Source organism: Mesorhizobium sp. 1M-11, from assembly GCF_001303895.1.
GTDB lineage: Bacteria > Pseudomonadota > Alphaproteobacteria > Rhizobiales > Rhizobiaceae > Mesorhizobium.
The window spans coordinates 73900-98926 of the sequence record NZ_LJSD01000062.1 but is presented as its reverse complement, the minus strand read 5'-3'; the positions used below and the strand labels follow the sequence as shown (position 1 = coordinate 98926).

Here is a 25027-nt window from a genome sequence, read left to right as displayed (position 1 = left end):
TTGTGTGTCACATATGTGGATAATGGGGAGAAAATCATCTGGAAAAAGTGAGTGCCGCCGCCGGTAATTTGCCGGTGACGGCTTGCTTGTTCAGCCCGCGCGCGTAAAAGAGGCGCGGGGGAAATATGGCTGAGAGGGAACGGCCGTCACGCAACTGGGGTGACAGTTGAAAGCCTATTTCGTCCGCAAGTCCGCCGACTGCGAAGTCGTCGGGCTGTTTGTTGCTCCATCACTCGTATTGCTTGCCGCGCTGGTCGATGAATGCTGCGACCCGGCGATCTGCGACTATGCGGCGGCGCCGATGGGCGGTCTGATGGTTCCCGGCCCGTCTCAGACGCAATGGCCGCTTGATGAGGGCAGCTCCGAGACCGGTTTCGAGAGCGTGACCCTGTCCCAGCAATGGGATGACGAATTGCGCGACGGCGGCGAACTCGAATGGAAGCCGCTGAAGTCGGCGGCGCTCAGGATGATCCGCGAATGGTCTGGCACGAGCGCCCCGACCGCCGGTGGTTCGCCGAAACATGCGGCACCACTCGATGAAGCCGTCGGGTCTTCATCGCAGACCGAGACTTGAGGCTGGTCGGCGATGGGCTACCGGTCAGGCTGAATAGGATACCCCACGATAGCGCATGCCAAGCTGGACGACGCTGACGATCGCGCGCGACAGCACTTCCATGTCGGCTGGCATATGCGGACGCCATACGTCCAGAAGCAGCGCCGTACGCGGCTCATCGGACAGGTTTATGACCTCGTGCGGATAGGTGTCGTCCCACAACAGGCATTCACCATCGGAGATGCGGTGCTCCTTGTCATCGATCATCATGATCGTCGCCGGTCTGCCGTCGGGCAGGCGTGGAATCTGCAGCCCTAGATGAAAACGCATGATGCCGCGGAACGGACCGCGATGGCGCGGGATATGCTTGTGGGGAGCGAGGAAGGAGACCGCCGCCGACTTCACCTCCGGACACTCGGCAAGGATCGAGGCGAGCACCGGCATACGCGCAAGGTTTGCCGCCACCGGGATGTCATAGGCCTTGAGCACGAACATGCGCCAGTCCAGCCCGTCATTGGCGGAGATGTCGGCCTGTTCGGGCATGATCTCGTGAAAGCGCGGCACTTTTTTCGTTCGCACGACAAGCGCTTCGTCGCGGATTGCCTGCCAGGCGTCGGTGAAACGTGGCGAATTGGGGAAATCGGCCGCGGCGCTAAGAATTGGCGGAGTATGGATCCGGCTTTCATAGATCCGCCGCACCGTACCGGAAGCACTGTCATAGAATGACATCGCTCATCTCCAGCTTTGCCCGAGACAAAGACGACAATAAACTCGACCGAGCCGTCTTGGTTCCGGTCGGGCAGCATTGATGCGGCGGCTGAAATGGCGTCTGCGAAGAGACTCAGGCGGCGAAACGCTTCGGGTTTTCGCCGAAATACGCAATGATCTGGCCAAGATCCGGCTCGTTGACCATGCGGGCGGCTTGGGCCGGGGTCACCCATTTGCGCTCACGCTCATGCCGTTCCTTCCACTTGGAGGCCACATCCGTGACCTTGAGCGGAAACACCAGCACCTCGCAAGGCACCTGCTGGCCGGTCGACAAAGCCTTGGCGTAGAAGTAGCGGCCGACTTCGAGCGTCGAAACGGCACCTCTCAGCCCGGCTTCCTCGCCCGCCTCGCGGGCTGCCGCCTCGCACAGCGGTTCGCGTGCTTCCGGCCAGCCCTTGGGCAGAACCCAGCGGCCGGTATCGCGGCTGGTGATGAGCATCACTTCGATGGAACGGCCATGCGAGCGCCAGGGCAGGGCGGCGACCTGCAGGCGCAACGGAACCGTGCCGAAAAGTTTTCTTACCCTTTCGGCCAGATTGGCGTTTGCTAGAGGTCCGTTCAACATTCGAAAGTCACCGCAAGAAACCGAAACTTCTTTGCCGTCTCACGAAATATGGGCGCTATTTTGCGAAACAAAAGTAAAAACCGCACACAACTTCCGAAAAACATGCATGCAGGCGGGAAAAACTGTGCAAAGCGGGCTGAAAAAGGAACATTTCCGCCTTGCAGATGGCCAATGCCCATCGTTCAGGCGAGCCCCGCGTCCTTGATTCGGATGCGCGCCCCTTGAGCGAAGCCGTTCGGAACGGCAAAGAAACTATAAGTCAGTCTAGCCGGCGTGATCGTCGGCGATCGGCTTCTGGTAGGTGAAACCCATATCCCATGGGAAATAGATCCAGGTATCCTGGCTGACTTCGGTGACAAAGGTATCGACCAGAGGGCGGCCCTTCGGCTTGGCGTAGACGGTGGCGAAATGCGCCTTTGGCATCATCGCGCGAACGATGCCGGCTGTCTTGCCGGTGTCGGTGAGGTCGTCGACTATGAGGACGCCGACGCCATCATCAGCGAGCAGGGAAGACTCGATATGCTTCAGAACCTGCAACTGCCCCTGGGATGTATAGTCGTGGTAGGAAGCGACACACACCGTCTCGATGATGCGGATGCCGAGTTCGCGCGAGATGATTGCCGCAGGCACCAGCCCGCCGCGGGTGATGCAGACGATTGCTTTCCATTGTCCGTTGACGCCGGACAGCCGCCATGCGAGCGCACGCGCATCGCGGTGGAACTGGTCCCAGGAAACGGGAAAGGCCTTTTCGGGTAGGGACATCGCGCACTCCGCAGGCGCGCCGGTCGCGCGCAAGATTTGAGGAATGCGGGCGGAATTAGCCGGAAAGCTGCGCCTTTGGCAAGAGGCGTGCAGTGGGCGCGGTGGCGTGGTGCCAGGATATCCACGGCCATGAAGCACGTTGCCACGCTGTTATGCCTCTCCCCGGCCTTCTGAAAGAGATCGCTTTCGCGCTACCGGGACAGGAACGCCGTCACCGGCGAGGAACGCAACACCGTTCTTGTCACGCCGCCATAGAGCAATCGGTGCATCCAGGAGTGGCTGTAGGCGCCGATGACGATTAGATCCGCTCCGGTCTCGACAAGGCGGTTCTGAACGGCATCCTCGACGGTGCCACCCTTTGCCTGCCGGGTCGCCACGCTGGCTTTCACGCCATGGCGGGTCAGCGCCGCTGCAATTCCAGCGCCTCCCAGTCCTTCCTCGTCGCTGTCCTCGCCGGGATCGACCACGAAGACTTCGACCTTTTCGGCCTCGATCATGAAAGGCAGGGCATCGAAAGCCGCACGCGCCGCCTCGCGGCTGCCGTTCCAGGCCAGCATCACATGGCGGAAGCTGGCGGCGATCGGTCCGCTGTGCGGCACTACAAGCACCGGCCGCCCCGCGTCATAGACAAGCGAACCGATATCGGCATTGGTGTCGCTGTCGGCATCACGCTGGGCGGCGACCACAATGTCCGCGGTTCGCACACTGGCGAGGCTGGAAAGCGCGCTGTCGCCCGAGAATGTTTCTTCGGCCCGCCATTCGAAGGAGAGGCCGGAGGGCTGCAGTTTCTTTTGAAAGACGGTACGCAGCTTGGCCGAACGTTCCTTGTTGAGGTCGGCCGAGACTTGCATGAATTCGGTGTCGGGGAAGCCGGTGGCCGAAGTGTAGGGCATCGGCAGCGCCTCTGCGTGGACACCGATGACATGCGCCTTGAAGCGGGATGCCAGGGCAATGGCGCCGTCCAGCACGCGCTCGGCGTCCTGTTCGCTCTGCACGATGGCGACGATGGTCTTGAACGGCATGGAACCCTCCTCCTGCACTCTCCGTCCGTTGCCGACATCGTCCACGGCGGACATGTCGAGCACTTCCCGGATATGATTAGAACGTCGAGGATATAGGACAGGTTCCCGGTCGGCCAGCGAACTCAGCCTTCCTTGGGGAGTCCCGCCACCATGGCTTCTATCTCGTTGCGGACAGCTTCCAGCACCTCGGGCGAACGCGCGCGTACAACCAGTTCCGTCCAGAATGTTCCGTCTGCGTATTTTGGATAGGAGCCGATGATGGTGTCCGGGTGCGCTTTCTGGATTTCGGCGAGTGGACCGCCGATACGGCCTTCGCCATAGGGGCACTGCACCGTGGCGGAAAGCAGCTTCGTTCCGGTCTTCAGCGTCGGCACGACATTGTCCAGCATCGCCTGGAAGATCGAGGGCACTCCGGCCATGACATGGACGTTGCCGATGCGGAAACCGGGCGCGACCGAAACGGGGTTGTCTATGTGCTCGGCGCCGCGCGGCATGCGTGCCATGCGCTTGCGGGCATCATTGAACTCGATGCCGCGCTTTTCATAGCTGTCAGCAAGCAAAGCGAGTGCCTTGGCATCATATTCGCAAGGCACTCCGAACGCCTTGGCGACAGAGTCGGCGGTGATGTCGTCATGCGTGGGCCCAATGCCGCCGGTGGTGAAGACGTAAGTGTAGCGGGCACGCAGCGCATTCACCGCGGCGACGATCTCGCCTTCTTCGTCGGGCACGACACGGACTTCCTTCAGGTCGATACCGATCGCCGTCATCATGTCGGCAAGGTGGCCGATGTTCTTGTCCTTGGTGCGCCCCGACAGGATCTCGTCGCCGATGACGATCATGGCGGCTGTAACAATGTCTGGCATGGCGCACTCCGAATTGGACGCTGTCGAATAGCGCGGTGGCCGGGTGTGGGCAATGCTCCTGAAACGGTGAACAGTGCGTGTCAGATTTGGCGGCTTCCGGTGAACGGTCCGGACACTAGATTGCGGCGCAACGGAACGACGACGTTCCATCGGTCCAATCGTAGGAGATGCCCGCATGGCAAAGGTATTGGTGCTTTACTATTCGAGCTGGGGACACATGGAACAGATGGCCAAGGCCGCAGCCGAAGGCGCGCGCGAAGCTGGCGCCGATGTGACCATCAAGCGGGTACCCGAACTGGTGCCGGAAGCTGTCGCCAAGGCAGCTTATTACAAGCTCGATCAGGACGCGCCGATCGCCGATCCGCTCGAACTGGAAAACTACGATGCCATCATCTTCGGTGTTTCGACACGTTATGGTATGATGGCTGCGCAGATGAAGAATTTCCTCGACCAGACCGGCCCGCTCTGGGTCAAGGGTGCCTTGGTCAACAAGGTCGCCTCGGTGATGGCGTCCACCGCCACCCAGCATGGCGGCCAGGAACTCGCGATCATCACCACGCAGGCGTCGCTTCAGCACCATGGCATGATCATCGTGCCGCTTTCTTATGCCTACCAGGCACAGATGGGCAACGATGTCGTCCGTGGCGGCGCGCCCTACGGCATGACCACGACCTCCGATGGCGACGGTTCGCGTCAGCCTTCGGCGCAGGAACTGGAAGGCGCACGCTTCCAGGGCAAGCGGGTGGCTGAAATCACTGCCAAGCTGCACGGCTGAGCGTCTCACGGCTGGCACAAGGCAGGCGGGCGGCTCGCGAGGGCCGCCCGTTTTTATTGCTGTGGGGCTTGGCCTTTCGGACGTCATCGACCTGGAGCGTCGGTCGAGACATGGCGGAGCTCCCTGTTTCATCACGGCGGATGATATTTCCGTGAGGCTGGAACACCCTTCTTGAAACGGCATTTTCTTCGTGCGGATCGGGAACTTCCGGCGAAGAAAACAAATCGCGACAGGTGGAACTGGACGATCCAGCAGCCGAACGGGCTGCGGAGCGGACGTCGCTCGTTCTCAATTGCGGAGGAACAATCATGTCTCCCTTTTCTTCCAGGCTAATTCTTCTTGCTTCTGTTGTTGCTCTGGTTCCGGTCGCCGACGGCGCTCTGGCCGCAGAGCACCATCAAGCCCGCAAATCGGCTCACGCGGTTGCTATGCCTGACAACAGCATGGCGCGCGTGATTTTCAACCAGGCCGATGGTGTCGGTCAGGGCATCCAGGATGCCGAGCGGCTCAATCTCATCGACACGTCGAAGGCGCGCGAATTGGCGTCCGAGGCCCGGCAGATTCGCAACGAAGCCGCCCGGGGTAACGGCTCACGCGAGTTGCTTGCCCGTCTCGACGATGTCTCCCAGGACCTTCGCGCCGCCACTGGCGAAGCCGAACCGAACGGCAATGGCGGCGACGGCGGATATTATCCTGACGGATACAGCTCGAGCTTTCCGCGATAGGCAGATTGCCGCGTTGGCCTGAGTGCGACGCCCAGGATCACGGCATGCCCTCTCCAATCGTCTGATCATTGGGTATTTTCCGATCTGCAGATCCGAAATACGGCATTTGCCGTATGCCATCACGTGGCCCGCCTTGATATTCTTTCACGGCAAGGTCCGGTTTTGGGCGGGGTGTTCAAGGACTTGCAGGAAATCCGGACCGGAAACGGTTCGGATTTTCTGCGTTTTGAGGGTTGGGAGCCCATATCTGATCCGCATGCGCCCGGGGGGCTCCGTATTCCTTCCTTGGCGCGGCACTGCCGCCTTGACATGGATGAGGCGGGCACGCCGATATGTCGCGGTCTGATTAGAGGTTCCTGATGTTGCTGACCGCGCTTCTCTGGCTGCTTGCGGCTCTCGCTCTGGCCGGTCTCGCCGTCGTTGGGTTTTTTGTCTTCAAGACATGGCGCATCGTTGCCTGGGTAGAGCGCACCATGCCGCCGGCAGGCAAATTCGTCGACATCAAAGGCAACCGTATCCATTACGTTGACGTGGGCGAGGGGCCTCCTATCGTTTTCCTCCATGGGCTCGGCGCGCAGCTGCACCATTTCACGCACCCATTGTTCAAGGTATTCGGGCCGGGCTACCGGCTGATTGCACTCGATCGGCCGGGCTCCGGTTATTCGACGCGGGCGCGTGGTTCGACCGGGCGTCTGCCGGAGCAGGCCGATATCATCTGCGCCTTCATGGAAAAACTGGGCCTCGAAAAGCCGGTCATCGTCGGCCATTCGTTGGGTGGTTCGGTGGCGCTGGCGATTGCCGTCGAGCATCCGGAAGCGATCTCAGGGCTCGTGCTTCTGGCGGCGCTCACCCATAAGGAGGTCGATCTCAGACCGGAATTCAAGGCGCTGTTCGTATCCTCGCCGCTCAAGCGTTTTGTCCTTGCGCATACGGTCTCCGCGCCGGCAGGGCTGAAATACGGCATGAAGACGATGGCCTTGATCTTTGCCCCGCATCCGCCTCCGGAAAACTACATGACCGAGAATGGTGGCTATATCGGGTTGAGGCCGAGCCACTACTATGCCAGCGCGACCGATTTCGCGGTCATCGAGATGGATTTGCCGCGGCTGTCGGAGCGCTACAGCGAGATCAAAGTGCCATCAGGTCTTCTGTTCGGCGGGGTCGACCCTATCATCAGGCTTGAAGTGCAGGGTACACCGGTCAAGCAGAAGATCGAAGGGCTGGATCTGGAGATCGCGGAAAACCTCGGCCACATGCCGCAATTCATCGGACCTGAGCAGGTAGCGGCTTTTGTTCGTCGCATCGCCGAGCGTGCGTTTGCCGGCCGTGTTTCCGCCTGAAAATGTCAACTCCGAGAGGTCGTGATCAGACAGCCGGATCGTCCTGCACTTCGGTTTCCGGCCTGTCGCGTCCGTCGGCAAGTTCCGAATGCCACTTGCCGTTGGTGTCCTCATATTCGATGCCGTCGGTCTGGCCGGCGATCTGCTGTTCCGAGGAAGCGATTCTGGCGGCCTGAAGGGCGTCGGAATGGCTCGGAAAGGTTTCCGAATAGGTGTCGCCAACCTTGTAGGCCCACCCCCCATCGTGCTCGATGATCTTGTAGGTCAACTTCGCCATGACAGCCTCCGGTGACGGCACTCCTTCTAGAGCAATTCCAGCAAAAGTGTGAGCGGTTTTGCGTCCGGAATTGCGTAAAAATAGAAGTTAGAGCGTTTCCGCGTTTCCGTGAAAAACGGAAACGCTCTAGCCAAGACTTTCCTGCACTTTGAGACGGATTTCAACCTCTTGCCGTTTTAGCCGGCAAGGGGAGGGATTTCCTCAATCCTCATCGCGGATCCAATGCTCCATGGTGGTGACGGCGCGGGCGAGCTGCGGCGCCGGCTGGATCTTTTCGCCGAGACTTGCCGCCGCGCGCCAACCCCAGCGGGGGTCAGCCAGGAAAGCCCGCCCAAGTGCCACGATGTCCGCTTTCCCTTCCGCGACGACAGCATTGGCGTGCTCCGGATCGGTGATGAGACCGACGGTGCGCGTGGTGATACCGACCGCGTTGCGGACGGCTTCGCCCAGATGCACCTGGTAGCCTGCGCCGGTCGGCAGCTTCTGAAGCGGAGAATTGCCGCCGCTGGAGCAGCACAGATAGGCGAGACCAGCCTCCTTCAGCGCTTTTGCCACCTCGATTGCGTCCGGCACGTCGAAGCCGCCATCCACCCATTCCTTCACCGAAAGCCTCGCGCCCAGTGTCAGCCTCGGTGCTGCCGCCTTCACGGCCCTGGCGACCTCGACCGCAAAACGCATGCGGTTTTCCAGCGAACCGCCCCAGCGGTCCGTGCGCCGGTTGGAGAGTGGCGACAGGAACTGGAAGATCAGGTAGCCATGGGCAGCGTGCAGTTCGATGAAGTCGAAGCCGGCGCGGTCGGCGCGTTTTGCGGCGTCCGCAAAGCGCTGGATGACACCAAGCACTTCCTCGTCGCTCAGTTCGTGTGGCACCTGCCAGCCGGCGTCGTAGGCGAGGGCTGAGGCAGAGACGACCGGCCATGGATCCTGCTCCGGCTTCAGCGGGCCACCGCCTTCCCAAGGTCGCTGGCAGGAGGCCTTGCGTCCGGCATGGGCAAGCTGCACGCCGAATTTGGCCCCCGGCAGCGCGACCCGCCTGGCTGCATCCAGTGTGCGCCTGGCGGCTGCTTCATTGTGATCCGAATAGAGGCCGAGACAACCATGGGAGATGCGGCCCCGTCGCTCGACATCGGTCATCTCCACCGTGACCATGCCGGCGCCCGACATGGCAAGGTTCATCCAGTGGTAGAGATGCCAGTCGGTGGCCGAGCCGTCATCTGCCGAATATTGGCACATCGGCGCCACGGCGATGCGGTTCGGCAATTCGAGGCCATCGAGCGAAATGGGCTGGAAGAGGGCGGCTGTCATGATGGCTCCGGTTTGATGTGATCTTCTTCTAGGCTGCGGTTGCCTTGCGTGCCAGATGGCTGCAAGGCCGCCCGGCCTAGTCCACCAGACGTCATTGCGGTCCGGCTCATCGCACGCTATCCCAGCCCATTCCCCGAAACGAGGCAAGCATGGACGACCGCATCCGCATCCGTACGCAGGAAATCCTTTCCGACGACTGGGCCATCCTGAAAAAGACCACCTTCGACTACCGCCGTCGCGATGGTATTTGGGAAACTCAGGTGCGCCAGACCTATGATCGTGGTGACGGGGCGGCTATCCTTCCCTTCGATCCCGACCGCGGCACGGTGCTGCTGGTGCGGCAGTTCCGCTGGCCGGCCTTTGTCACCGGTCACAAGGAGCCACTGATCGAAGTCTGCGCCGGCCTGTTGGACAAGAATGATCCCGAGACCTGTATCCGCAAGGAGGCGGAAGAGGAGCTCGGCTATCAGCTGAACGGCGTGAAGTTGCTATTCACGCCCTATATGAGCCCCGGCAGCGTCACCGAGCGTCTATGGTTGTTCGCGGCGCGTTATTCGCCGGCCGATCGCATTTCGGAAGGCGGCGGCGCTCCGGAAGAGGGCGAGGACATCGAAGTGCTTGAAATGCCGGTCGACGAAGCGATGGCCGCGATTTCCGACGGCCGCATCATCGACGCCAAGACGATTCTTCTGCTGCAGCATCTGAAGCTGAACCCGACGCTGTTCGGCTAGGATTCAGACAAGCCGCGTCGGCTATCTTAGAGCTCGCCCCGGCAGCGCTGCTTGCGGCTTGCTTCGATGGCTGCCTCCTGTGCCTGAAGGCGCTCGATTTCCGCCGTTCGCCGGTTCTTGAGCACGGAGACCGCCTTCTGCCCGCCGGGCAGCCAGAACGGGATGCGGGTGTTCGAGATATTGCCGCGGCTGATTGCCGTCGACGTGACGCCTGTCGCCAACTCGCCCAGCGCGACATTGAGCTCGGTGCAGTTCATCGATGCGTATTGCGATGGGTCGACCGATTTCATCGAACCGCAGCCGGCCAGCAAGGGCAGGCCAAGCAGAAACGCGGTTGCCATGGGCCTCGGGGCGATCGCTTTCATGACGACAGGCTAGCAAGATCGTTTGCGAAAGGAAACGGCTGAGAACCTGTCGTCGTTGGCGGTATGGTGCGGACGACGGGAATCGAACCCGTACGATCGAGGATCGAGGGATTTTAAGTCCCTTGCGTCTACCAGTTCCGCCACGTCCGCACTTGCCGTCACTTCAATTAGTTAGCGTGCGTAGTCAACACATGTTTTGCGTCGTGGCGAACTGCTGTGCACGTCGAGCAAGTGCGTAGAGGCTATTGGCGCGTAGAGGCTATTGGCGCCGTGCTAGACGGCAAATCCACCGAATCCTGCAACGCTGGGCTTAACGGTGATGTTTTTGGTATCCTCGGGAACGAGGATCTTGGAACGTCGGGCAAAGGCAAGAAACGCGTCCCGCGCGATCTGAGGGTCGAGCTCTCCCGCCTGGGCGGCGTTGCAGGCCTTCATCGCAATTTCCCAGGTCTTGCTTTCGCCGGTCTTGGCCCACTCGGTCAGGAATTCGATCATGTCGCAAATCGAAGAGATTTCGCGCTTATCGCCAACTTCTGCAGTAACGGTGACAGGCGTGAACGCCAGCAAATTGTGCATGGGAAGGCCTTTCTGAAAATGGAAAGGAGGCCAAAACGAACGCCGGCCTCGGCAGGGAACGCACATGAACGTTCCAACGCGGTAGTGGTTCCTTGCCTATACCCATCTTCGATCGAACTCAATTCGCTGATTGAGTTTTCAGAAGTCGTCAGCCGAAAAGGCAACGGTGAAGACCTGCCGCAACGCTGCGGGCGTCAGCGGGTCGAGCATGGGCAGGCGTCCCAGTTTTCTGGTTCTGCCGATCTCGCAGACTATGCTTTCGGTCTCGGGTTGGGCGCCGCCGATAAAGGCAACTCCCAGAACCGGAACATTGCGGGCGCGCAGTGCTTCCAGTGACAGAAGCGTATGGTTGATGGTGCCGAGCCGGGTGCGTGCGCACAGGACCACTGGCAATTCCCAGCGTGCGAAGATGTCGGCGAAGGTGGTGGTCCGTGTCAGTGGCACCAGCACACCGCCGGAGCCTTCGATAACCAGCGGCCCATCGACTTCCGGTACATTCAACTCTTCGGGGATGATCGTGACGCCGTCGATCGCCGCAGCATGGTGTGGAGAGGCGGGGGTGTTCAGTCGCCATGCCTCGGTCAGGATACGGCCCGGCAAAACGTCGCCGAGCCGCATCACGGTTTCGCTGTCGCTCTCTCCGCCAAGTCCGGCTTGCACCGGCTTCCAGTAAGATGCTCCGAGCAGACTGGTCAGTCCTGCGGCGAAGACCGTCTTGCCGATGTCGGTATCGGTGCCGGTGACGACGATGCGCGTATTCAAAGCGCGCCAGTCGCGGACAAGGGCGGGGATGGCTGAGAGCGGTATTTCTGATCCGGCCCGGTGCCTGCATGGACCGGTGCTTCGGCGGCGCGCATGCCGAGCTTTTTCAGCAGCGCGAAGTCCTTGTTGCGCTCCGGATTGCCGGTGGTCAGAAGCACGTCGCCGGTGAAGATCGAATTGGCGCCGGCCAGGAAGCAGAGTGCCTGCAATTCATCGCTCATGGCATGGCGACCAGCCGAAAGCCGCACCACGCTTTGCGGCATCAGAATGCGCGCGAGCGCGACCAGCCGCACGAAGGCGATCGGCTCCACCGGCCGGCTCTTCTCCATCACCGGCGTACCCTGGACTTCGTTCCACATATTGATCGGAACGCTTTCCGGGTGCCTCTCGAGCGTGGCCAGGATGACCAGCATGGCGATGCGGTCCGCCATGGTTTCGCCCATGCCGACAATGCCGCCGGAACAGACCTTGATGCCGCCGGAGCGCACCAGTGCCAGGGTCTCCAGGCGGTCATCGATGGTGCGGGTGGTGGCGATCTCGGGATAGTATTCCCGGGAGGTGTCGATGTTGTGGTTGTAATAATCGAGGCCCGCTTCCCTCAGCCGTTCGACCTGGGACCCTGTCAGCATGCCGAGGGTGACGCAGGTTTCCATGCCCAGCGCCCTGACGCCTTCGATCATGGCGCAAACCCTGTCCATGTCACGGTCCTTCGGGCTGCGCCAGGCAGCACCCATGCAGAACCGCGTCGCCCCGCCGGCCCTGGCGCGCTGTGCCTCCTCGAGCACGCGCTCCACCGGCATCAGCTTGGTCGCCTTGACGCCGGTCTTGTGATGCGCACTCTGCGAGCAGTAGCCGCAATCCTCCGGACAGCCGCCTGTCTTGACGCTGAGCAGGCTGGCGGTTTCGACCACGGTCGGATCGAAGCGGCTGCGGTGAACGCTTTGCGCCCGATGGAGCAGGTCGGGCAGCGGCAAGGCGTAGATCGCTTCCGCTTCTGCCTGTGTCCAGTCGGTACGGACATCGCCCGTCTCAGGAAGAGACGAGCGATCCGGCGTTACGGACGCACTCACCGGCCGATCTTTCCCAGCAGACGTGCCGGGATCATGGCCGAGCCGACGGCGACCATGGCGATGTTGATAAGATCTCCCAGAATGAAAGGGGTGAAGCCCAGCGGAATGACATCCTTGGCGGGGATGTACAGGCCGAGCCAGGGCAGGCCGACTGCGTAAGTCACTGCAAGGCCTGCCAGCATGGCTATGATGCGGCCGAACATCTGCCGGCCCTCGGCCAGCCAGCCGGTCAACCAGCTGGCGAAGAGATAGCCCAGCAGGTAGCCGCCCGTCGGGCCCATCATGTAGGCGAGGCCGATACCGCGCTCAGGCGAGCCGGAGAACACCGGCAAGCCGGCTGCCCCTACCGCCAGGAAGGTGAAGAAGGTGGCTGTCGCCATGCGCGGGCCAGTGGCGACCGCAATGCCCATGACCGCCAGCGTATATAAGGTCAGCGGCACCGGCCAGAACGGAATGCGCAGCTTGGCGCAGAGCGTGATCAGGGCGACGCCCGCGATGATGATGCCAACAGTTCTTGCCGCCTCGCGCGGCTTGATGCCGCGCAGCGTGAGGGTCTGGCTCATGGTCTTCCTTTCGTAAATTATAGATAATTTATGATCTATATCTACAGTGAATCCACAAAAGGAAACGAGTCGCAATAGGATTATAGATATTTTTATCCGACGATCGCGAAAGCGTCGCGGACGCCGCCGCTGGCCGATTTCTGGGGCCGACGGCCGATCCATTGAACATGACCGGCCAGCGTGGTGCACGCCGCATCGATCTGGCCCTTGCGCAAGGCGGAAAGGATAGTGCGATGGTCGTGATCGGTGCGTGCTTCCCAGTCGGATCGCCATGCGGCGAAAAGAAAACGGGCGCTGGCGGCATGCAGGTCATCGATGGCCGATAGCAGCCTCGGCATGGCGCAGGGTTCCAGGATGAGACGGTGGAAGCGCCGGTTCGCCTCTTCCCAGGAGCGTACGTCACGCGAATTGTCACCGGCCTTGGTGGCTTCTTCGGCCGCGTCGAGAATGGCAGGCGTCAGATGTGGCGCAGCGTGACGCAACGCCAGCACCTCGAGGGCTGCGCGCATTTCCGCCACTTCTTTCACTTCGGCTAGGTCGAAGCTGGCAACACGCACGCCTCGGCGCGGTTCACTGACCGCGAGGCCTTGTGCCTCCAGCCTGCGAAAGGCCTCGCGCACGGGGACATGGCTGGCACCGAATTCCTCGGCGACGTGATCCTGCCGCAGCCGTGAGCCGGGCTCGATCTTACCTGCGATGATGCGATCGGCCAGCGTCTTCGAGATGCGGACCGCGAGAGTGTCTTCTTTTTGTGCGCCCATGTTTCATAGATAATTTGGTGCGCAGGGCTTGTCGATTGGTTGGCCGGATAAGCCACAGCACAAAGGGACGGGACAAGCCCCATTCCCCTTCGTGCCGAAAAGAGAGGCAGGGTGCGAATGGCACCTTGCCCAAGGAATCCGGATCTGCGTTGTCAGCGGCGCGCCACCGGCGGCACATAGTGCTCAAGCTCCGGAGCCGGGAAACGCACCGTCTCGCCGGTTTCCGCCGATTTGTAGAGGCCCATCATCATTTCCACCACGGCAAGCCCGTCATGGAAGGTTTCCAGCGGCGTCTCGCCTTTGCGGAAACACTCGGTCATGTGACGGTTCTCGTCGGTGTAGCCATAGACGCCGGCCTCGTCCTCCAGCACCGGCATAAGGCCCTGTTCGGCATTCTGCTTCTCGACAAGATCCTCGCCTTCCGAGCCTTGCACCGCGCGTGACATGAAGATCTTCAAGCCGGTGCCCAGCGAATTGAATTCCATCGCATATTCGGGGCCGAGCAGTTCGAGCTGGATGCGCAGGCCAGCCCCGACATAGGCCCAGGACGTCGTGGCTTCGATCATCAGCTCGTTGCCGGCTTCGTCCTCCAGCGCCACCACGCCGCGGGCGAAATCCTCTGAGGGATGGTTGCGATAATCGACGCCGGGACCGAAGCGGCGGGCAAGATCGTCAGCATAGTGCGGGCGCGTCCATTTGAGGTTGGCGACGGTTCCATTGACCGATTTGACCTTCAGCGAACCCCGCGCCGCTCCAGGTGCCGTGAGCAGATGACGCGCGACTTCGAGGCTGTGGCACATCATGTCCGACAGCACGCCACCGCCCTGCTTGTCGCCTTGCCAGAACCAGGCTTCATGCGGGCCGGAATGCTCTTCCGCCGCGCGGGCGAGGTAGGGACGGCCGGTGGTCGAGGCGGCGCGCCGCCAGACGATTTCCTTGCCGCGGATGACCGGCGTCGCGAACACCTGGTTTTCGAGATAGCCGTGGTTCAGCCCGGCATCTTCGGCGAGCCGCACCATTTCGCGCGCTTCGGCAACGGTGCGCGCCAGGGGCTTCTCGCAGGCGACGGCGAACACCTTGGATCGGCCGGCCTTGATCTCGGCATGCAGCGTGCGCATGACGTCGAGGCGCGTGTAGTTCGGCGACAGGATCCAGACGGCATCGAGCGTCGGGTCGCCAAGCAGGCTTTCCAGGCTGTCGTGGTTTTTGCAGGAACCGAGGCCGAGTTCATCGGCCAGCTTGACGAAGTGCTCCCGCTTTTCGTTGCTGCGGCTGTAGACGCCGACGACATCGATGTTGCGCACGCCGACCAGCGATTTCAGGTGAAACTGGGCGATGAAGCCCGTGCCCACGAAACCGACGCGCAATCTCTCCTTCGGCAGCTGTGCCATGGTCGTCCTTTCCTGCTTCTTGTCTTTCAGATTGGTTTTGGCCGGGCGGTCGAGCCACGGATCTGCAGCACCGTGGGCATTTCCAGTGTCTCGACTTCGATCTCTTCTCCGGCGAGCACCCGCAGCAACTGCCGCATCGCCTCCTGTCCGATCTCCGCGCGTGGCTGGCGCACGGTTGTCAGCGGCGGATAGAAGGCCTGGCTGAGGAACAGGTCGTCGAACCCGACCACCGAAACGTCGCCGGGCACGTCGAGGCCCAGCCGGCGCAATTCGTTGATCGCGCCGAAAGCCATCTCGTCATTGGCAACGAACAACGCGGTCGGTCGGTCCGGTCGCTCGAACAGCGCGCGGCATAGCGTTTCACCCGAAGGCAGCAGATAGTCACCGACAGGTTCGTAGCCGTCCGGTATGGCGAGCCCCGCTGCCTGCATCGCCCGGCGAAAACCTTCGCGGCGGCGAACCGCCATGATTTCAGGGACGGGGCCGCAGATATGGGCAATGGCTCGATGACCGAGCCCGATCAGGTGCTCGACCGCGGCATGCGAGGCCCCGACATTGTCGATCTGCACATGCGGCAGGCCCATGCCTTCGATCGTTTCCAGCGCCACCACCACCGGCAGGCCCTGCAGATGCGACCGGCTTTCCTCGGCCGGCCATGGCAGCTTGCCGGTGATCAGGATCATGCCGTCGGCATGGCCGTCGCGCAGCATGTCGAAATACTCGACCTCGCGCTCGGCGTTGTTTTCGGTATTGCCCATCAGCACCGAATAGCCGGCGGCACGAGCAGTTGCCTCTACCCCCTTCATGATCTCGAGATAGAAGGGGTTGCCGACGTCACGCACCACCATCAGGACGGCCATGGATTTCTGGGTGCGCAGGTTACGGGCACTGACATTGGGCCGGTAGTTCAGCATCTGCGCGACTTCGCGGATGCGCGACAGCGTCGGCTCGGCCACCAGGCCGGTATCGGAAAGCGCGCGCGAGACCGTGGCCGGGGAGACGCCCGCGCGCGCGGCAATGTCCTTGATCTTGGCGGGCCCGGCCATGCCGATCAGCCCCGCATCGCCTTGGCGCGCCCGTAGAACAGCATCAGCGCCACCAATGTCGCGCCGAACACCATCTGCCGGCCGGCTTCGTCGATGTGCACCGTGGTGAGGATGCTCTGGAGCAGGACCAGCAGCACGGCGCCGGCCATCGTGCCGGTGTAGCCGCCCTTGCCGCCCGACAACGGCGTGCCGCCGAGCACCACGGCGATGATCGAGGGCAGCATGTATTGCTCGCCGACATTGGCAAAGGAGGAGCCGGAATAGCCGAGCAGGCACATGCCGGCGATGGCAGCGAAGACACCTGACAGCATGAACAGCGCGACGCGGATGGTCTTCACCGGTACGCCGGCCATGAAGGCGGCCTGCTCGTTGGAGCCGATCGCATAGACGCGGTAGCCGAACACGGTGCGGCGCAGCAGGAAGGCCATGGCAAGCCCGATCAGCAGCCAGAGCCAGATGATGCCGGGCAGGCCGAGCAGGAACGGTTTGACGACGAAGTCGGACAGGCCAGGTGCGGCGCGACCGGAGGGGATGCCGTTGCGGATAACCACCAGCAGGCCCTGCAGCACGCCGAGCATGCCGAGCGTCATCACCAATGGCGGGATGCGCAGCAGCGTCACGCCGACACCGTTGATGAGGCCGAACAGGCCTCCAACGACGATGCAGACAAGGATTGCCGGCAGGATGCCGCTATCGGCGCCGTTCATGACATTGCCGGCCAGGATCGCGGCCAGCGAGACGATGCCGCCGACCGAAAGGTCGATGCCTTCGCGGCCACCGAGGATGACCAGGTTCTGGCCGGCCGCGACGATGCCGAGCAGTGCAGCGACGATCAGCAGCCTCAGGACCTGTCCCGGCGAGGCGAAGCCCGGGGACAGCCATTCGCCGACGGCGAGCAGCAACACGATCAGGATCAGCGCCACCACGAGCGGCTTCTTCGCGAAAGCCAGCGCGGCGTTCCCGCCTGATTTGGAGGGGAGGGCGTCGGTGCTCATGCCCGTGCTCCGCGGCTGACGAGGATGCCGGTCATCAAAGCCAGCAGGATGGCGAGGCCCTGTACGAAGTTCTGCCATTCCGAAGGCGTTCCGACGAAGAAGACCAGGGCATTGATGAGGCCGATGATGAGGGCGCCGATCAGCGAGCCCGTCACCGTGCCGAACCCTCCGGCCAACGCCGAGCCGCCCAGAACCACGGCGGCGACCGAATAAAGCGTCATCTTGCCGCCGACCAGCGGATCGCCGCTTGCGGTGTCGCCGGTGATGCAGAGCGCGGCGAGCGCTGCGAACAGGCCGCAGAAGACATACCCCTTGATGCGGATCGCGGTCACCGGCAGTCCGCTCTGGAACGCCGCCTGCTGGTCATCGCCGACTGCCAGCATCTGTGTGGTCAAACGCATGCGCATCAGGATCGCAAGCAGGATTGCCACTGCTGCAACGGCATAAAACACGAAGGGAATGCCGAGGAAGCGGCCGCCATAGGTCGTCCAATAGGCTTCGGGCGCCGGCGTGCCGGCCACTGGCAATACGGTGAGGGCCAGGCCGGTGAAGAAGATGGAGGTTGCGAAAGTGGCGACGATCGCCTGCAATCTCAAACCCGCGACGACGATGCCGTTGATCAACCCGCAAGCCAGGCCGATCAGCGCGCCGACCAGGCAGGCCGCGATGACGCTGAACCCGTCGCCGCCCCATTTCTGCATCAGCACGATCACCGAGACGTTGACCAGCGATACGATGCTTCCTGCCGACAGGTCGATGTCACCGGAAAAGACGACATAGGTCTGCGCCACCGAGAGCATCATCAGAGCCAGGTAGGTTGAGATGAGCCCGGTCATCGAGCGGAAACTCAGGCTGCGCGGCTCGAAAATGCCGTTGAGGGCCAGAAGCAGGACGAGAATGATCAGCGCCGGCAGGAAAGGATAACGGCGGATCAGGCGGCCAAGGCCGCCGGTATTGGTCTGGGTGGCTGCGTTGCTCATCAGGCAGCCTCATATGCGGCGTGATAAAGATTGTAGCGGGTTCGGTCTTCGCCCTGCAGTTCGCGCGTCACCACGCCTGAATTGAAGACCAGGATACGATCGGCATTGGCGAGCAACTCGGCGTCCTCCGAAGAATACAGCGCAATGCCCATGCCCTCGGCCGCCAGGGAGCGGATGAGCTGGAAAAGGTCCGACTTCGCGGCAAGGTCGATGCCCTTGGTCGGGTCGTCGAGCAGAAGGATCGCGGGACGATCGATCAGCCAGCGCGCGATCACCACCTTCTGCTGGTTGCCGCCGGACAGCGAATTCACCGGCTGGCCGATATCCTGGAACTTGGTCTTCAGTGCCTTCAGCGGTCCATCGGCCAGCGTGGCGAGTGCGCCGGGGCGCGCGAGATGCGACCTGTTGCGCAGGAAATGGATCGGCGTGACGTTTTCCAGGATCGGGCGGCCGGTCAGCGTGCCATCACGGCCGCGATCGCCGGAGACATAGGCAATGCCGTTGCGGATGGCCTCGGCTGGCGAGCGTGCAGCGCAAGCTTTGCCATGGACCTCGATCGTGCCGGCGTTGTGGGCCAACGCCCCGAAAATGGCGCGCAGCACCGAAGACTGTCCCTGGCCATGCAACCCACCGAAGCCGAGGATCTCGCCTTTGCCGACGGTGAAGGAAACGTCACGGAAACCGGCGCCGTTGAGATTGGCCACGGACAGCATGGGTTCGCCTGCGGCGGCTGGTACGGGAGGTTTGCTTTCAGCCGACAGCGCTTCACGCTCGCCCACCATCTGCCGGATCACTTCATCGGCGTTCGTCTCGGCAATGGCTGAGGACGCGACAGTCGCGCCATCGCGAATGACGGTGACACGGTCGCCGATCGAAAAGATCTCGTCCATGCGGTGCGAGATGAACACCATGGCGCGACCCTCCTGTTTCAGGCGGCGCAGGATCTCGAAGAAACGATCGACCTGTGCGCGGTCGAGTGCGGAGGTGGGTTCGTCGAAGATGAGAATAGGCGCATCGGTGGCGAGCGCCTTCATGATTTCCACCAGTTGGCGCTGGTCGGCACGCAGCCTGTCCACGGTCACGTCTGCGGCAAAGCCTTCGCCGGCGACGTCCTGGAATTCGGCGATGATCCTGGCGGTCCGTTCCTCGAGCTCGGTCCGGTCGACGAAGATGCCGCCCTTCACCGGCATTGCCGGCAGGAGGATGTTCTCGGCCACCGTGCGACGCGCGGCCAGACTGAGTTCCTGGTAGAAGATGCCGATGCCGAGTGCCCGTGCGGCGCGCGGACCGTCGATGGTGACAGGCTTGCCGTCCAGCAGAACTTCGCCGGCGTCCGGCTTCACGCTGCCGGCGACGATCTTGCACAGCGTGCTCTTGCCCGACCCGTTCGAACCGATCAGCACATGCACTTCGCCAGGTTTGAGATGCAGGTCGCCTCGGCTCAGCGCAACCGTTGCGCCATAAGCCTTGCGCGCGCCGCGAACGATAAGTTCGGACATCGAAGCCGTTCCTCCGGCTGTCGGGGCTCTCCCCGGACTGTCAGCTTACTTGAAAAATCGTTCCGGGTCCGCCCGGTGCACAAGCTGCCGGGCGGAGGTCCGGAGACCGATTATTTGAAGAGCTTTTCAGCGTCTTCGATCGAAAGCTGGCTGGTGAAGGAATAGTAGCCGGGCTTGCCGTCCACCGCCTTCACCGCTTCGTCGAGGCTCTTGTTGTCGATGAAGGGGATCGGCAGATACATGGCGTTGCCATACTGGCCGGCCGTCGCCGGTTCCTTCAGTTCCTTGCCCTGCAGCATCGGAACAGCGACGTTGAGAGCGCTGGCCATGACGCCGGGCGGGTTCACCGAAGCGCCGGAATTCAGCTTGTCCTTCTTCCACAGATCGATGAAGTCCTTGCGGATTTCACCGGTCGCGGCGATGGAGGACTGCTTGTTGGCGTCGATGATGGATTTCCAGGCGCCGGCAGCCATGCCGTCCTGCACCCAGACGCCCGTGATGTCAGGGTAGGTGGCAAGCAGATTCTGCATGGCCTGTTGGCCCTGCGCCTGGTCCCAATTGGCGTTCACTTCGTTGACGATCTTGATGTCGGGATACTGGCCGAACACTTCCTTGTAGCCGGCAACCCGCATCTCGTTGGCCGGATGGCCGGCGACGCCGTTGATGGCCACGACATTGCCCTTGCCGCCGAGCGTCTCGGCCAGCCACTTGGCGCCGGCAGCTCCCCAGGCCTTCTGGTCGATGCCGACATAGGTGGCATCCTTCGATGACACTTCCGAGTCGGTGGCGATCACCAGGATGCCCGCGTCCTTGGCCTGCTTGAATATCGGGTCGAAGGCAGTCGGGCTGTTCGGATTGATGATGATGGCGTCCACGCCCTGGCTCATGAAATTGCGCACCTGGGCAATCTGGCCGGGCACGTCGACATTGGCGCTCTGCACCACGACCTCGACATTGACGCCCTTGTCCTTCCAGGCGGCAGCAGCGGCCTGGGCTTCCTCGATCATCTGCGTGCGCCATTCGGAGCCGACCCAACCATTGGAGAGGCCGATCTTGAAATCCGCTGCGTAGGTGGAAAACGCCGACACGGCCAGCGCCGTGGTGGCCGTCAAAGCTAATACGATCGCCTTCTTCATTTTTGATCCTCCCTGAGTGCGACGGCGGCGACATTATCAGGTATGAAATCGATTTCAATAGCGGTTTCATGGCTTTTTCAGCGCGATTTTCGTTGTGCGGCAGAGGAAGGAGCAGGTTAGGGCGCTGTCCGTGGTCGACGCGACAGCGGCGTCTTATTTGGCATCGATGAAGTCGAGCACGGCCTTGTTGTATTCATCCGGCGCCTGCAGCATCGCGAAGTGACTGGCATTGGGCAGGATGACTTCCGCGGCACCAGGGATCATCTTGGCCATGGCGTCGGTGTGCTCGCGCTTGATCGCCTCATCATGGTCGCCTGCGACGACGGCAACCGGCGTGGTGATCTTGGCGAGTTGTTCCTTGTTCCAGTTCGGCTGGGTTTCCCACATCTTGCTGATCTGACCGACGAAGGCGTCGTACTGATCGGGCGTCTTGGACAGCTTTTTGTAATCGCGGCCGGAACGCTCGATATAGGCGGCGAAGGTCTTGTTGGTCAGCACGCCTGGATCGACGCCATCCGTGGTGACGTTGGCTGCCTGCGCGAACACCCGCGTCAGCCGGTCCGGATGGCTCATGGCAAGGTCGATGCCGATGATGCCGCCGTCGCTCCAGCCGACCAGGGCGGTCTTGTCGATCTTGAGGTGGTCGAGCAGGGCAATGTAGTCCGACGCCATAAGGTCGTAGCCGAAGGGCTCTTCCGTGCGAGTCGAGCGGCCATGGCCGCGGCTGTCGGCGACGATCACCTTGTGCGTCTTGGCAAGGTCCGTCACCTGGCTTGACCAGATGTCGGCATGACCCAGCCCGCCATGGATCAGCAGAACCGGATCACCCTTGCCGTAAACCGCATAATACATCTGGATGCCGTTGACGGATGCGTAGCCGCTTTCCTCGGCCTTGGGCATCGGTGCCGGCTCGGGCAGGGTCTGCCAGCGTTCCTCGGCGGTTGCTGCGCCGGCAAACAGCATGAAGGCAGTGACGGTCAGGGCAGTCCACAAACGCGGCATCGGGCAATCCTCCGGAAGGGAAGGCGAGATCAACTGCCTTCCCTTCTGGAAAGTCAACAGCGACCGCACTGCCGCCGCTATCCGACAAATGCCTTAGGCATCCTCCTCGACGAACACTTCTTCGCGCTTCTTGCGCACCGAAGGCAGCAGGACCACGACCAGGACGAGAGCCGCCGCCAGGAGCAGGATGGCACTGATCGGCCGGGTGACGAAGATCGACGGATCGCCGCGCGACAGGATCATGGCGCGGCGCAGGTTTTCCTCGAACAGTGGGCCAAGCACAAAGCCGAGCAGCAGAGGCGCCGGCTCGCAGCGCAGCTTGGCGAGCACGTAACCGAAGAAGCCGAAGAAGGCGACCGAGTAGAGATCCCAGGCGCTCGACTTCACCGAATAGACGCCGATGGCCGAGAACGCCATGATCGCCGGAAACAGCACCTGATACGGCACGGTGAGCAGCCTTACCCAAAGTCCGATCAGCGGCAGATTGAGCACGATCAGCATCAGATTGCCGATCCACATCGAGGCGATCAGTCCCCAGAACAGCGCCGGCCGTTCGGCGGCGACGTCGGGTCCGGGCACGATGCCCTGTATGATCATCGCGCCGATCATCAGCGCCATCACCGGGTTGGCGGGGATGCCCAGCGTCAGCATGGGGATGAACGAGGTCTGCGCTGCGGCATTGTTGGCCGATTCCGGGCCCGCCACGCCTTCGATCGCGCCTTTGCCGAATTCCTCCGGATTTCTGGCGACGCGTTTTTCCAGCGTGTAGGAAGCGAAGGAGGCCAGAATGGCACCGCCGCCGGGCAGGATGCCAAGCACCGAACCGAGGCCGGTTCCGCGCAGGACGGGAGCCGCCATGCGCCGGAAATCCTCGCGGGTCGGCATCAAGCCGGTTACCTTGCGGATCATCACCGAGCGATCGTGTTCGTTCTCGAGGTTGCGCAGGATTTCGGCGACGCCGAATACGCCGACCGCCACGGCGACAAAGTTCAATCCGTCCGCGAACTCGCGGATACCGAGCGTGAAACGTGGCGTGCCCTCGAAAATGTCGGAACCGACGAGGCCGAGCAGCAGGCCGAGCACGACCATGGCGAGCGCCTTGATCACCGAACCATGGGCGAGTGCGATCGAGGAGACCAGTCCCACGACCATCAGCGAAAAATACTCGGCTGAGCCGAACTGCAATGCGATTTTTGTGAGCGGCGGCGCAAACAGCGCGACCAGGAAGGTCGCCACGGTGCCGGCAAAGAAGGAACCGAGGGCGGCGGTAGCCAACGCCGCGCCGGCGCGGCCCTTACGTGCCATCTGGTAGCCGTCGATGGCGGTGACGGCGGAAGAGGATTCACCCGGCATGTTGATCAGGATGGCCGTGGTGGAGCCGCCATATTGCGCGCCGTAATAGATGCCGGCCAGCATGATCAGCGACGAAACCGGATCGCCGATCTGGAAGGTCACTGGCAACAACATGGCGATTGTCGCTGTTGCGCCAATGCCGGGTAGAACGCCGATCAGCGTACCGAGCAGCACGCCGACCAGACAAAAGAGCAGGTTCCAAAGCGTCGAAGCCGTGACGAAGCCAAGTGCGAGATTGTCGAAAAGCTCCATGGCTCAGGCTCCCACCCAAGACAACCACGGCCCGAACCGCTGGAACGGCAGGCCGAGTGCATAGCTGAACACGATGGTGGAGAAGATGGTCAGGACCAGCGCGACAATGAGCGCGGTTCCGGGCCGCATGCGCTGCGAGGCGAAGGCTGCGATCAGCGCGGTGAAGAACAGCGCAGGCACAAAGCCCAGCCCACGCACCGTGAGCCCGAAAAAGATCGGCGCGGGCAGAATGAAGAACATGCCGCGCCAGGCGATCGCACCGATCGGCTCGCCGGCGACACGGGTCGCCTGGATGGCGATGATGGCGCCGAGCAGGATCAAAATTGCTGCCAAGACAAGCGGGAAATAACCCGGCCCCATGCGAAAGGCGGTGCCGATCTCCTGGCCCAGTGACTGATAGCCGAAGAACAGGCCGGCAGCGACGAAGATCGCCCCGCACGCTCCGTTCGTCGGATCGATGGAAAGTTTGTTCACAGTTCCCTCCTGACGCCGGGACTTCGCTTTATTCATCTCCGGCCGAGAGTCGCTTGCGTTGCCGCGCTACGACCAAGGCAGCCGATAAAGCGAAAGGCCGGGTGATATCCTCACCCGGCCGTCCAGAAAGTGCTAGTCCGCGTACTGGCCGGCGGCCTCGATCACTGGCTTCCAGCGGGCGACTTCGCTTTCCAGCTTGGCCTTGAGTGCTGCGGGTGTGGCATCCGCCTCCGGCGAAGGCTTGGTGCCCAGCTCGGCGAAGCGGGCGACGACGTTTTCGTCCTTCAGCGCCTTCTGCAGCGACTTGCTGAGCTTGTCGAGCACCTCCGGCGGCGTGCCTTTCGGCGCGTAGACGCCGTGCCAGATGCCGACCTGGAAGCCCGGCAGGCCAGCTTCCTCCGTGGTCGGGATGTCGGGCAGCACATCGAGGCGAGCAGGCGAGGTGACGGCATAGGCCTTGATCGTGCCGCCCTGGATCTGCTTGGTCGTGTTGGTGGTCTGGTCGCACATGATGTCGACCTGGCCACCGAGCAGATCGGTCATCGCCGGGCCGGTGCCCTTGTATGGCACCGTCACGAACTGTGTCTGAATCGCATTCATGAACATCATGCCGCACAGATGGGATGCGGCGCCAATGCCGGCATTGGCAAGCGTCACCTTGTCCTTGTTGGCCTTGACGTATTCGATCATGCCCTTGAGATCGGCGGGCTCGAAGTCCTTGCGCGTGACGATCGTCATCGGCACTTCGGTGACGAGGCCGACATAGTCGAAAGCGTTCAGCGTGTCGTAAGCGAGCTTTCGGTAGAGCGTGGCGCTGGTGGCCATGCCGATATGGTGCAGGAGCAGCGTATAGCCGTCAGGATCGGCTTCCGCGACGCGCGCGGCGCCCAGCGTACCGCCGGCACCGCCGACGTTCTCGACGATCACTTGCTGGCCGAGGTCCTTGGACATCGATTCGGCGACGAGCCGGGTCACGGTGTCGGTCGGGCCACCGGCCGCGAACGGTACGATCATGGTGATCGTTTTGTCGGGATAGGTCTGTGCCACGGCGGAGCTTGCCAACATGGCAAAGGTCGCAGCCGTCGCCAGCGAGGCGATAAGCTTCTTCATGAAATC

General features: G+C 62.2%; 28 protein-coding genes and 1 tRNA gene. 5 read left to right on the top strand and 24 right to left on the bottom strand.

Features of this window, described 5'->3' with window-relative positions; all coding sequences use genetic code 11:
- Positions 1 to 166: 166 nt before the first annotated feature.
- Positions 167 to 574 carry a hypothetical protein gene (locus AO692_RS26945; protein ID WP_054313142.1) on the top strand — a complete coding sequence of 136 codons (408 nt, stop codon included), beginning with the start codon at positions 167 to 169 and terminating at the stop codon, positions 572 to 574.
- A gap of 24 nt (positions 575 to 598) precedes the next feature.
- Here the strand turns inward: AO692_RS26945 and AO692_RS26940 are convergent, their stop codons facing one another.
- The 5 genes from AO692_RS26940 to AO692_RS26920 form a co-directional block, all read right to left on the bottom strand.
- Complete coding sequence (locus AO692_RS26940; protein ID WP_054313141.1) at positions 599 to 1282, bottom strand: aspartyl/asparaginyl beta-hydroxylase domain-containing protein; 684 nt, start codon at positions 1280 to 1282, stop codon at positions 599 to 601.
- A gap of 112 nt (positions 1283 to 1394) precedes the next feature.
- On the bottom strand, positions 1395 to 1886 hold the full coding sequence (locus AO692_RS26935) for an NUDIX hydrolase (protein ID WP_054313140.1): 492 nt from the start codon (positions 1884 to 1886) through the stop codon (positions 1395 to 1397).
- 264 nt (positions 1887 to 2150) lie between these two features.
- Complete coding sequence (gpt, locus tag AO692_RS26930) at positions 2151 to 2648, bottom strand: xanthine phosphoribosyltransferase (RefSeq protein WP_054313139.1); 498 nt, start codon at positions 2646 to 2648, stop codon at positions 2151 to 2153.
- A gap of 191 nt (positions 2649 to 2839) precedes the next feature.
- Entirely contained in the window at positions 2840 to 3724 is an 885-nt protein-coding gene (locus AO692_RS26925) for a universal stress protein (protein WP_244483501.1), read from the bottom strand.
- Positions 3725 to 3792: 68 nt separating this feature from the next.
- On the bottom strand, positions 3793 to 4533 hold the full coding sequence (locus AO692_RS26920) for a competence/damage-inducible protein A (protein ID WP_054313138.1): 741 nt from the start codon (positions 4531 to 4533) through the stop codon (positions 3793 to 3795).
- Positions 4534 to 4708: 175 nt separating this feature from the next.
- Between AO692_RS26920 and wrbA the strand changes: the two genes are divergently transcribed.
- From wrbA to AO692_RS26905, 3 genes are all read left to right on the top strand, one after another.
- The gene (gene wrbA / locus AO692_RS26915) at positions 4709 to 5308 is read left to right on the top strand and encodes an NAD(P)H:quinone oxidoreductase type IV (RefSeq protein ID WP_054313137.1); all 600 of its coding nucleotides are present in this window, start codon (positions 4709 to 4711) and stop codon (positions 5306 to 5308) included.
- Between the two features lie 233 nt (positions 5309 to 5541).
- On the top strand, positions 5542 to 6033 hold the full coding sequence (locus tag AO692_RS32965) for a hypothetical protein (protein ID WP_152979984.1): 492 nt from the start codon (positions 5542 to 5544) through the stop codon (positions 6031 to 6033).
- Between the two features lie 359 nt (positions 6034 to 6392).
- On the top strand, positions 6393 to 7373 hold the full coding sequence (locus tag AO692_RS26905) for an alpha/beta hydrolase (protein ID WP_054313135.1): 981 nt from the start codon (positions 6393 to 6395) through the stop codon (positions 7371 to 7373).
- Positions 7374 to 7398: 25 nt separating this feature from the next.
- Here the strand turns inward: AO692_RS26905 and AO692_RS26900 are convergent, their stop codons facing one another.
- Both AO692_RS26900 and AO692_RS26895 read right to left on the bottom strand, forming a co-directional pair.
- Positions 7399 to 7650, bottom strand: a complete 252-nt coding sequence (locus AO692_RS26900; protein ID WP_054313134.1) for a DUF2188 domain-containing protein — start codon at positions 7648 to 7650, stop codon at positions 7399 to 7401.
- Positions 7651 to 7851: 201 nt separating this feature from the next.
- Complete coding sequence (locus tag AO692_RS26895) at positions 7852 to 8955, bottom strand: NADH:flavin oxidoreductase/NADH oxidase (protein WP_054313133.1); 1104 nt, start codon at positions 8953 to 8955, stop codon at positions 7852 to 7854.
- Between the two features lie 149 nt (positions 8956 to 9104).
- Between AO692_RS26895 and AO692_RS26890 the strand changes: the two genes are divergently transcribed.
- Positions 9105 to 9686 (top strand): NUDIX domain-containing protein, encoded by a 582-nt coding sequence (locus AO692_RS26890; RefSeq protein WP_054313132.1) that lies wholly within the window; start codon positions 9105 to 9107, stop codon positions 9684 to 9686.
- A 26-nt stretch (positions 9687 to 9712) separates the two neighbouring features.
- Here AO692_RS26890 and AO692_RS26885 read toward each other — a convergent pair whose 3' ends face one another.
- The 17 genes from AO692_RS26885 to AO692_RS26805 form a co-directional block, all read right to left on the bottom strand.
- The gene (locus AO692_RS26885) at positions 9713 to 10027 is read right to left on the bottom strand and encodes a hypothetical protein (RefSeq protein WP_054313131.1); all 315 of its coding nucleotides are present in this window, start codon (positions 10025 to 10027) and stop codon (positions 9713 to 9715) included.
- An 88-nt stretch (positions 10028 to 10115) separates the two neighbouring features.
- Positions 10116 to 10201: transfer RNA gene (locus tag AO692_RS26880), tRNA-Leu, on the bottom strand.
- A 123-nt stretch (positions 10202 to 10324) separates the two neighbouring features.
- Complete coding sequence (locus AO692_RS26875) at positions 10325 to 10627, bottom strand: DUF982 domain-containing protein (protein WP_054313130.1); 303 nt, start codon at positions 10625 to 10627, stop codon at positions 10325 to 10327.
- 138 nt (positions 10628 to 10765) lie between these two features.
- Positions 10766 to 11389, bottom strand: coding sequence for a dethiobiotin synthase (gene bioD / locus AO692_RS26870; RefSeq protein WP_054313129.1), 624 nt, complete (start codon positions 11387 to 11389; stop codon positions 10766 to 10768).
- Positions 11386 to 12459 (bottom strand): biotin synthase BioB, encoded by a 1074-nt coding sequence (gene bioB / locus AO692_RS26865; RefSeq protein ID WP_082407577.1) that lies wholly within the window; start codon positions 12457 to 12459, stop codon positions 11386 to 11388. The genes bioD and bioB overlap by 4 nt, the downstream gene beginning before the upstream one ends.
- Positions 12456 to 13022, bottom strand: a complete 567-nt coding sequence (locus AO692_RS26860) for a biotin transporter BioY (RefSeq protein ID WP_054313128.1) — start codon at positions 13020 to 13022, stop codon at positions 12456 to 12458. The genes bioB and AO692_RS26860 overlap by 4 nt, the downstream gene beginning before the upstream one ends.
- A 92-nt stretch (positions 13023 to 13114) precedes the next feature.
- Positions 13115 to 13783: a GntR family transcriptional regulator gene (locus tag AO692_RS26855; protein ID WP_054313127.1), complete on the bottom strand. Its 669-nt coding sequence runs from the start codon at positions 13781 to 13783 to the stop codon at positions 13115 to 13117.
- A 152-nt stretch (positions 13784 to 13935) separates the two neighbouring features.
- Positions 13936 to 15174, bottom strand: coding sequence for a Gfo/Idh/MocA family oxidoreductase (locus AO692_RS26850; protein ID WP_054313126.1), 1239 nt, complete (start codon positions 15172 to 15174; stop codon positions 13936 to 13938).
- A gap of 26 nt (positions 15175 to 15200) precedes the next feature.
- Positions 15201 to 16220, bottom strand: a complete 1020-nt coding sequence (locus AO692_RS26845) for a LacI family DNA-binding transcriptional regulator (protein ID WP_054313125.1) — start codon at positions 16218 to 16220, stop codon at positions 15201 to 15203.
- Positions 16221 to 16225: 5 nt separating this feature from the next.
- The gene (locus AO692_RS26840) at positions 16226 to 17215 is read right to left on the bottom strand and encodes an ABC transporter permease (protein ID WP_054313124.1); all 990 of its coding nucleotides are present in this window, start codon (positions 17213 to 17215) and stop codon (positions 16226 to 16228) included.
- Positions 17212 to 18195 carry an ABC transporter permease gene (locus AO692_RS26835; protein WP_054313123.1) on the bottom strand — a complete coding sequence of 328 codons (984 nt, stop codon included), beginning with the start codon at positions 18193 to 18195 and terminating at the stop codon, positions 17212 to 17214. The genes AO692_RS26840 and AO692_RS26835 overlap by 4 nt, the downstream gene beginning before the upstream one ends.
- The gene (locus AO692_RS26830; RefSeq protein WP_054313122.1) at positions 18195 to 19694 is read right to left on the bottom strand and encodes a sugar ABC transporter ATP-binding protein; all 1500 of its coding nucleotides are present in this window, start codon (positions 19692 to 19694) and stop codon (positions 18195 to 18197) included. Before AO692_RS26830 ends, AO692_RS26835 begins: the two co-directional genes overlap by 1 nt.
- 110 nt (positions 19695 to 19804) lie before the next feature.
- Positions 19805 to 20830, bottom strand: coding sequence for an ABC transporter substrate-binding protein (locus AO692_RS26825; protein ID WP_054313121.1), 1026 nt, complete (start codon positions 20828 to 20830; stop codon positions 19805 to 19807).
- 153 nt (positions 20831 to 20983) lie between these two features.
- The gene (locus AO692_RS26820) at positions 20984 to 21832 is read right to left on the bottom strand and encodes an alpha/beta hydrolase (protein WP_054313120.1); all 849 of its coding nucleotides are present in this window, start codon (positions 21830 to 21832) and stop codon (positions 20984 to 20986) included.
- 93 nt (positions 21833 to 21925) lie between these two features.
- Entirely contained in the window at positions 21926 to 23437 is a 1512-nt protein-coding gene (locus AO692_RS26815; RefSeq protein WP_054313119.1) for a tripartite tricarboxylate transporter permease, read from the bottom strand.
- 3 nt (positions 23438 to 23440) lie between these two features.
- Positions 23441 to 23911 (bottom strand): tripartite tricarboxylate transporter TctB family protein, encoded by a 471-nt coding sequence (locus AO692_RS26810; RefSeq protein ID WP_244483500.1) that lies wholly within the window; start codon positions 23909 to 23911, stop codon positions 23441 to 23443.
- Positions 23912 to 24043: 132 nt separating this feature from the next.
- Entirely contained in the window at positions 24044 to 25021 is a 978-nt protein-coding gene (locus AO692_RS26805) for a tripartite tricarboxylate transporter substrate-binding protein (protein ID WP_054313152.1), read from the bottom strand.
- Positions 25022 to 25027: the final 6 nt, after the last annotated feature.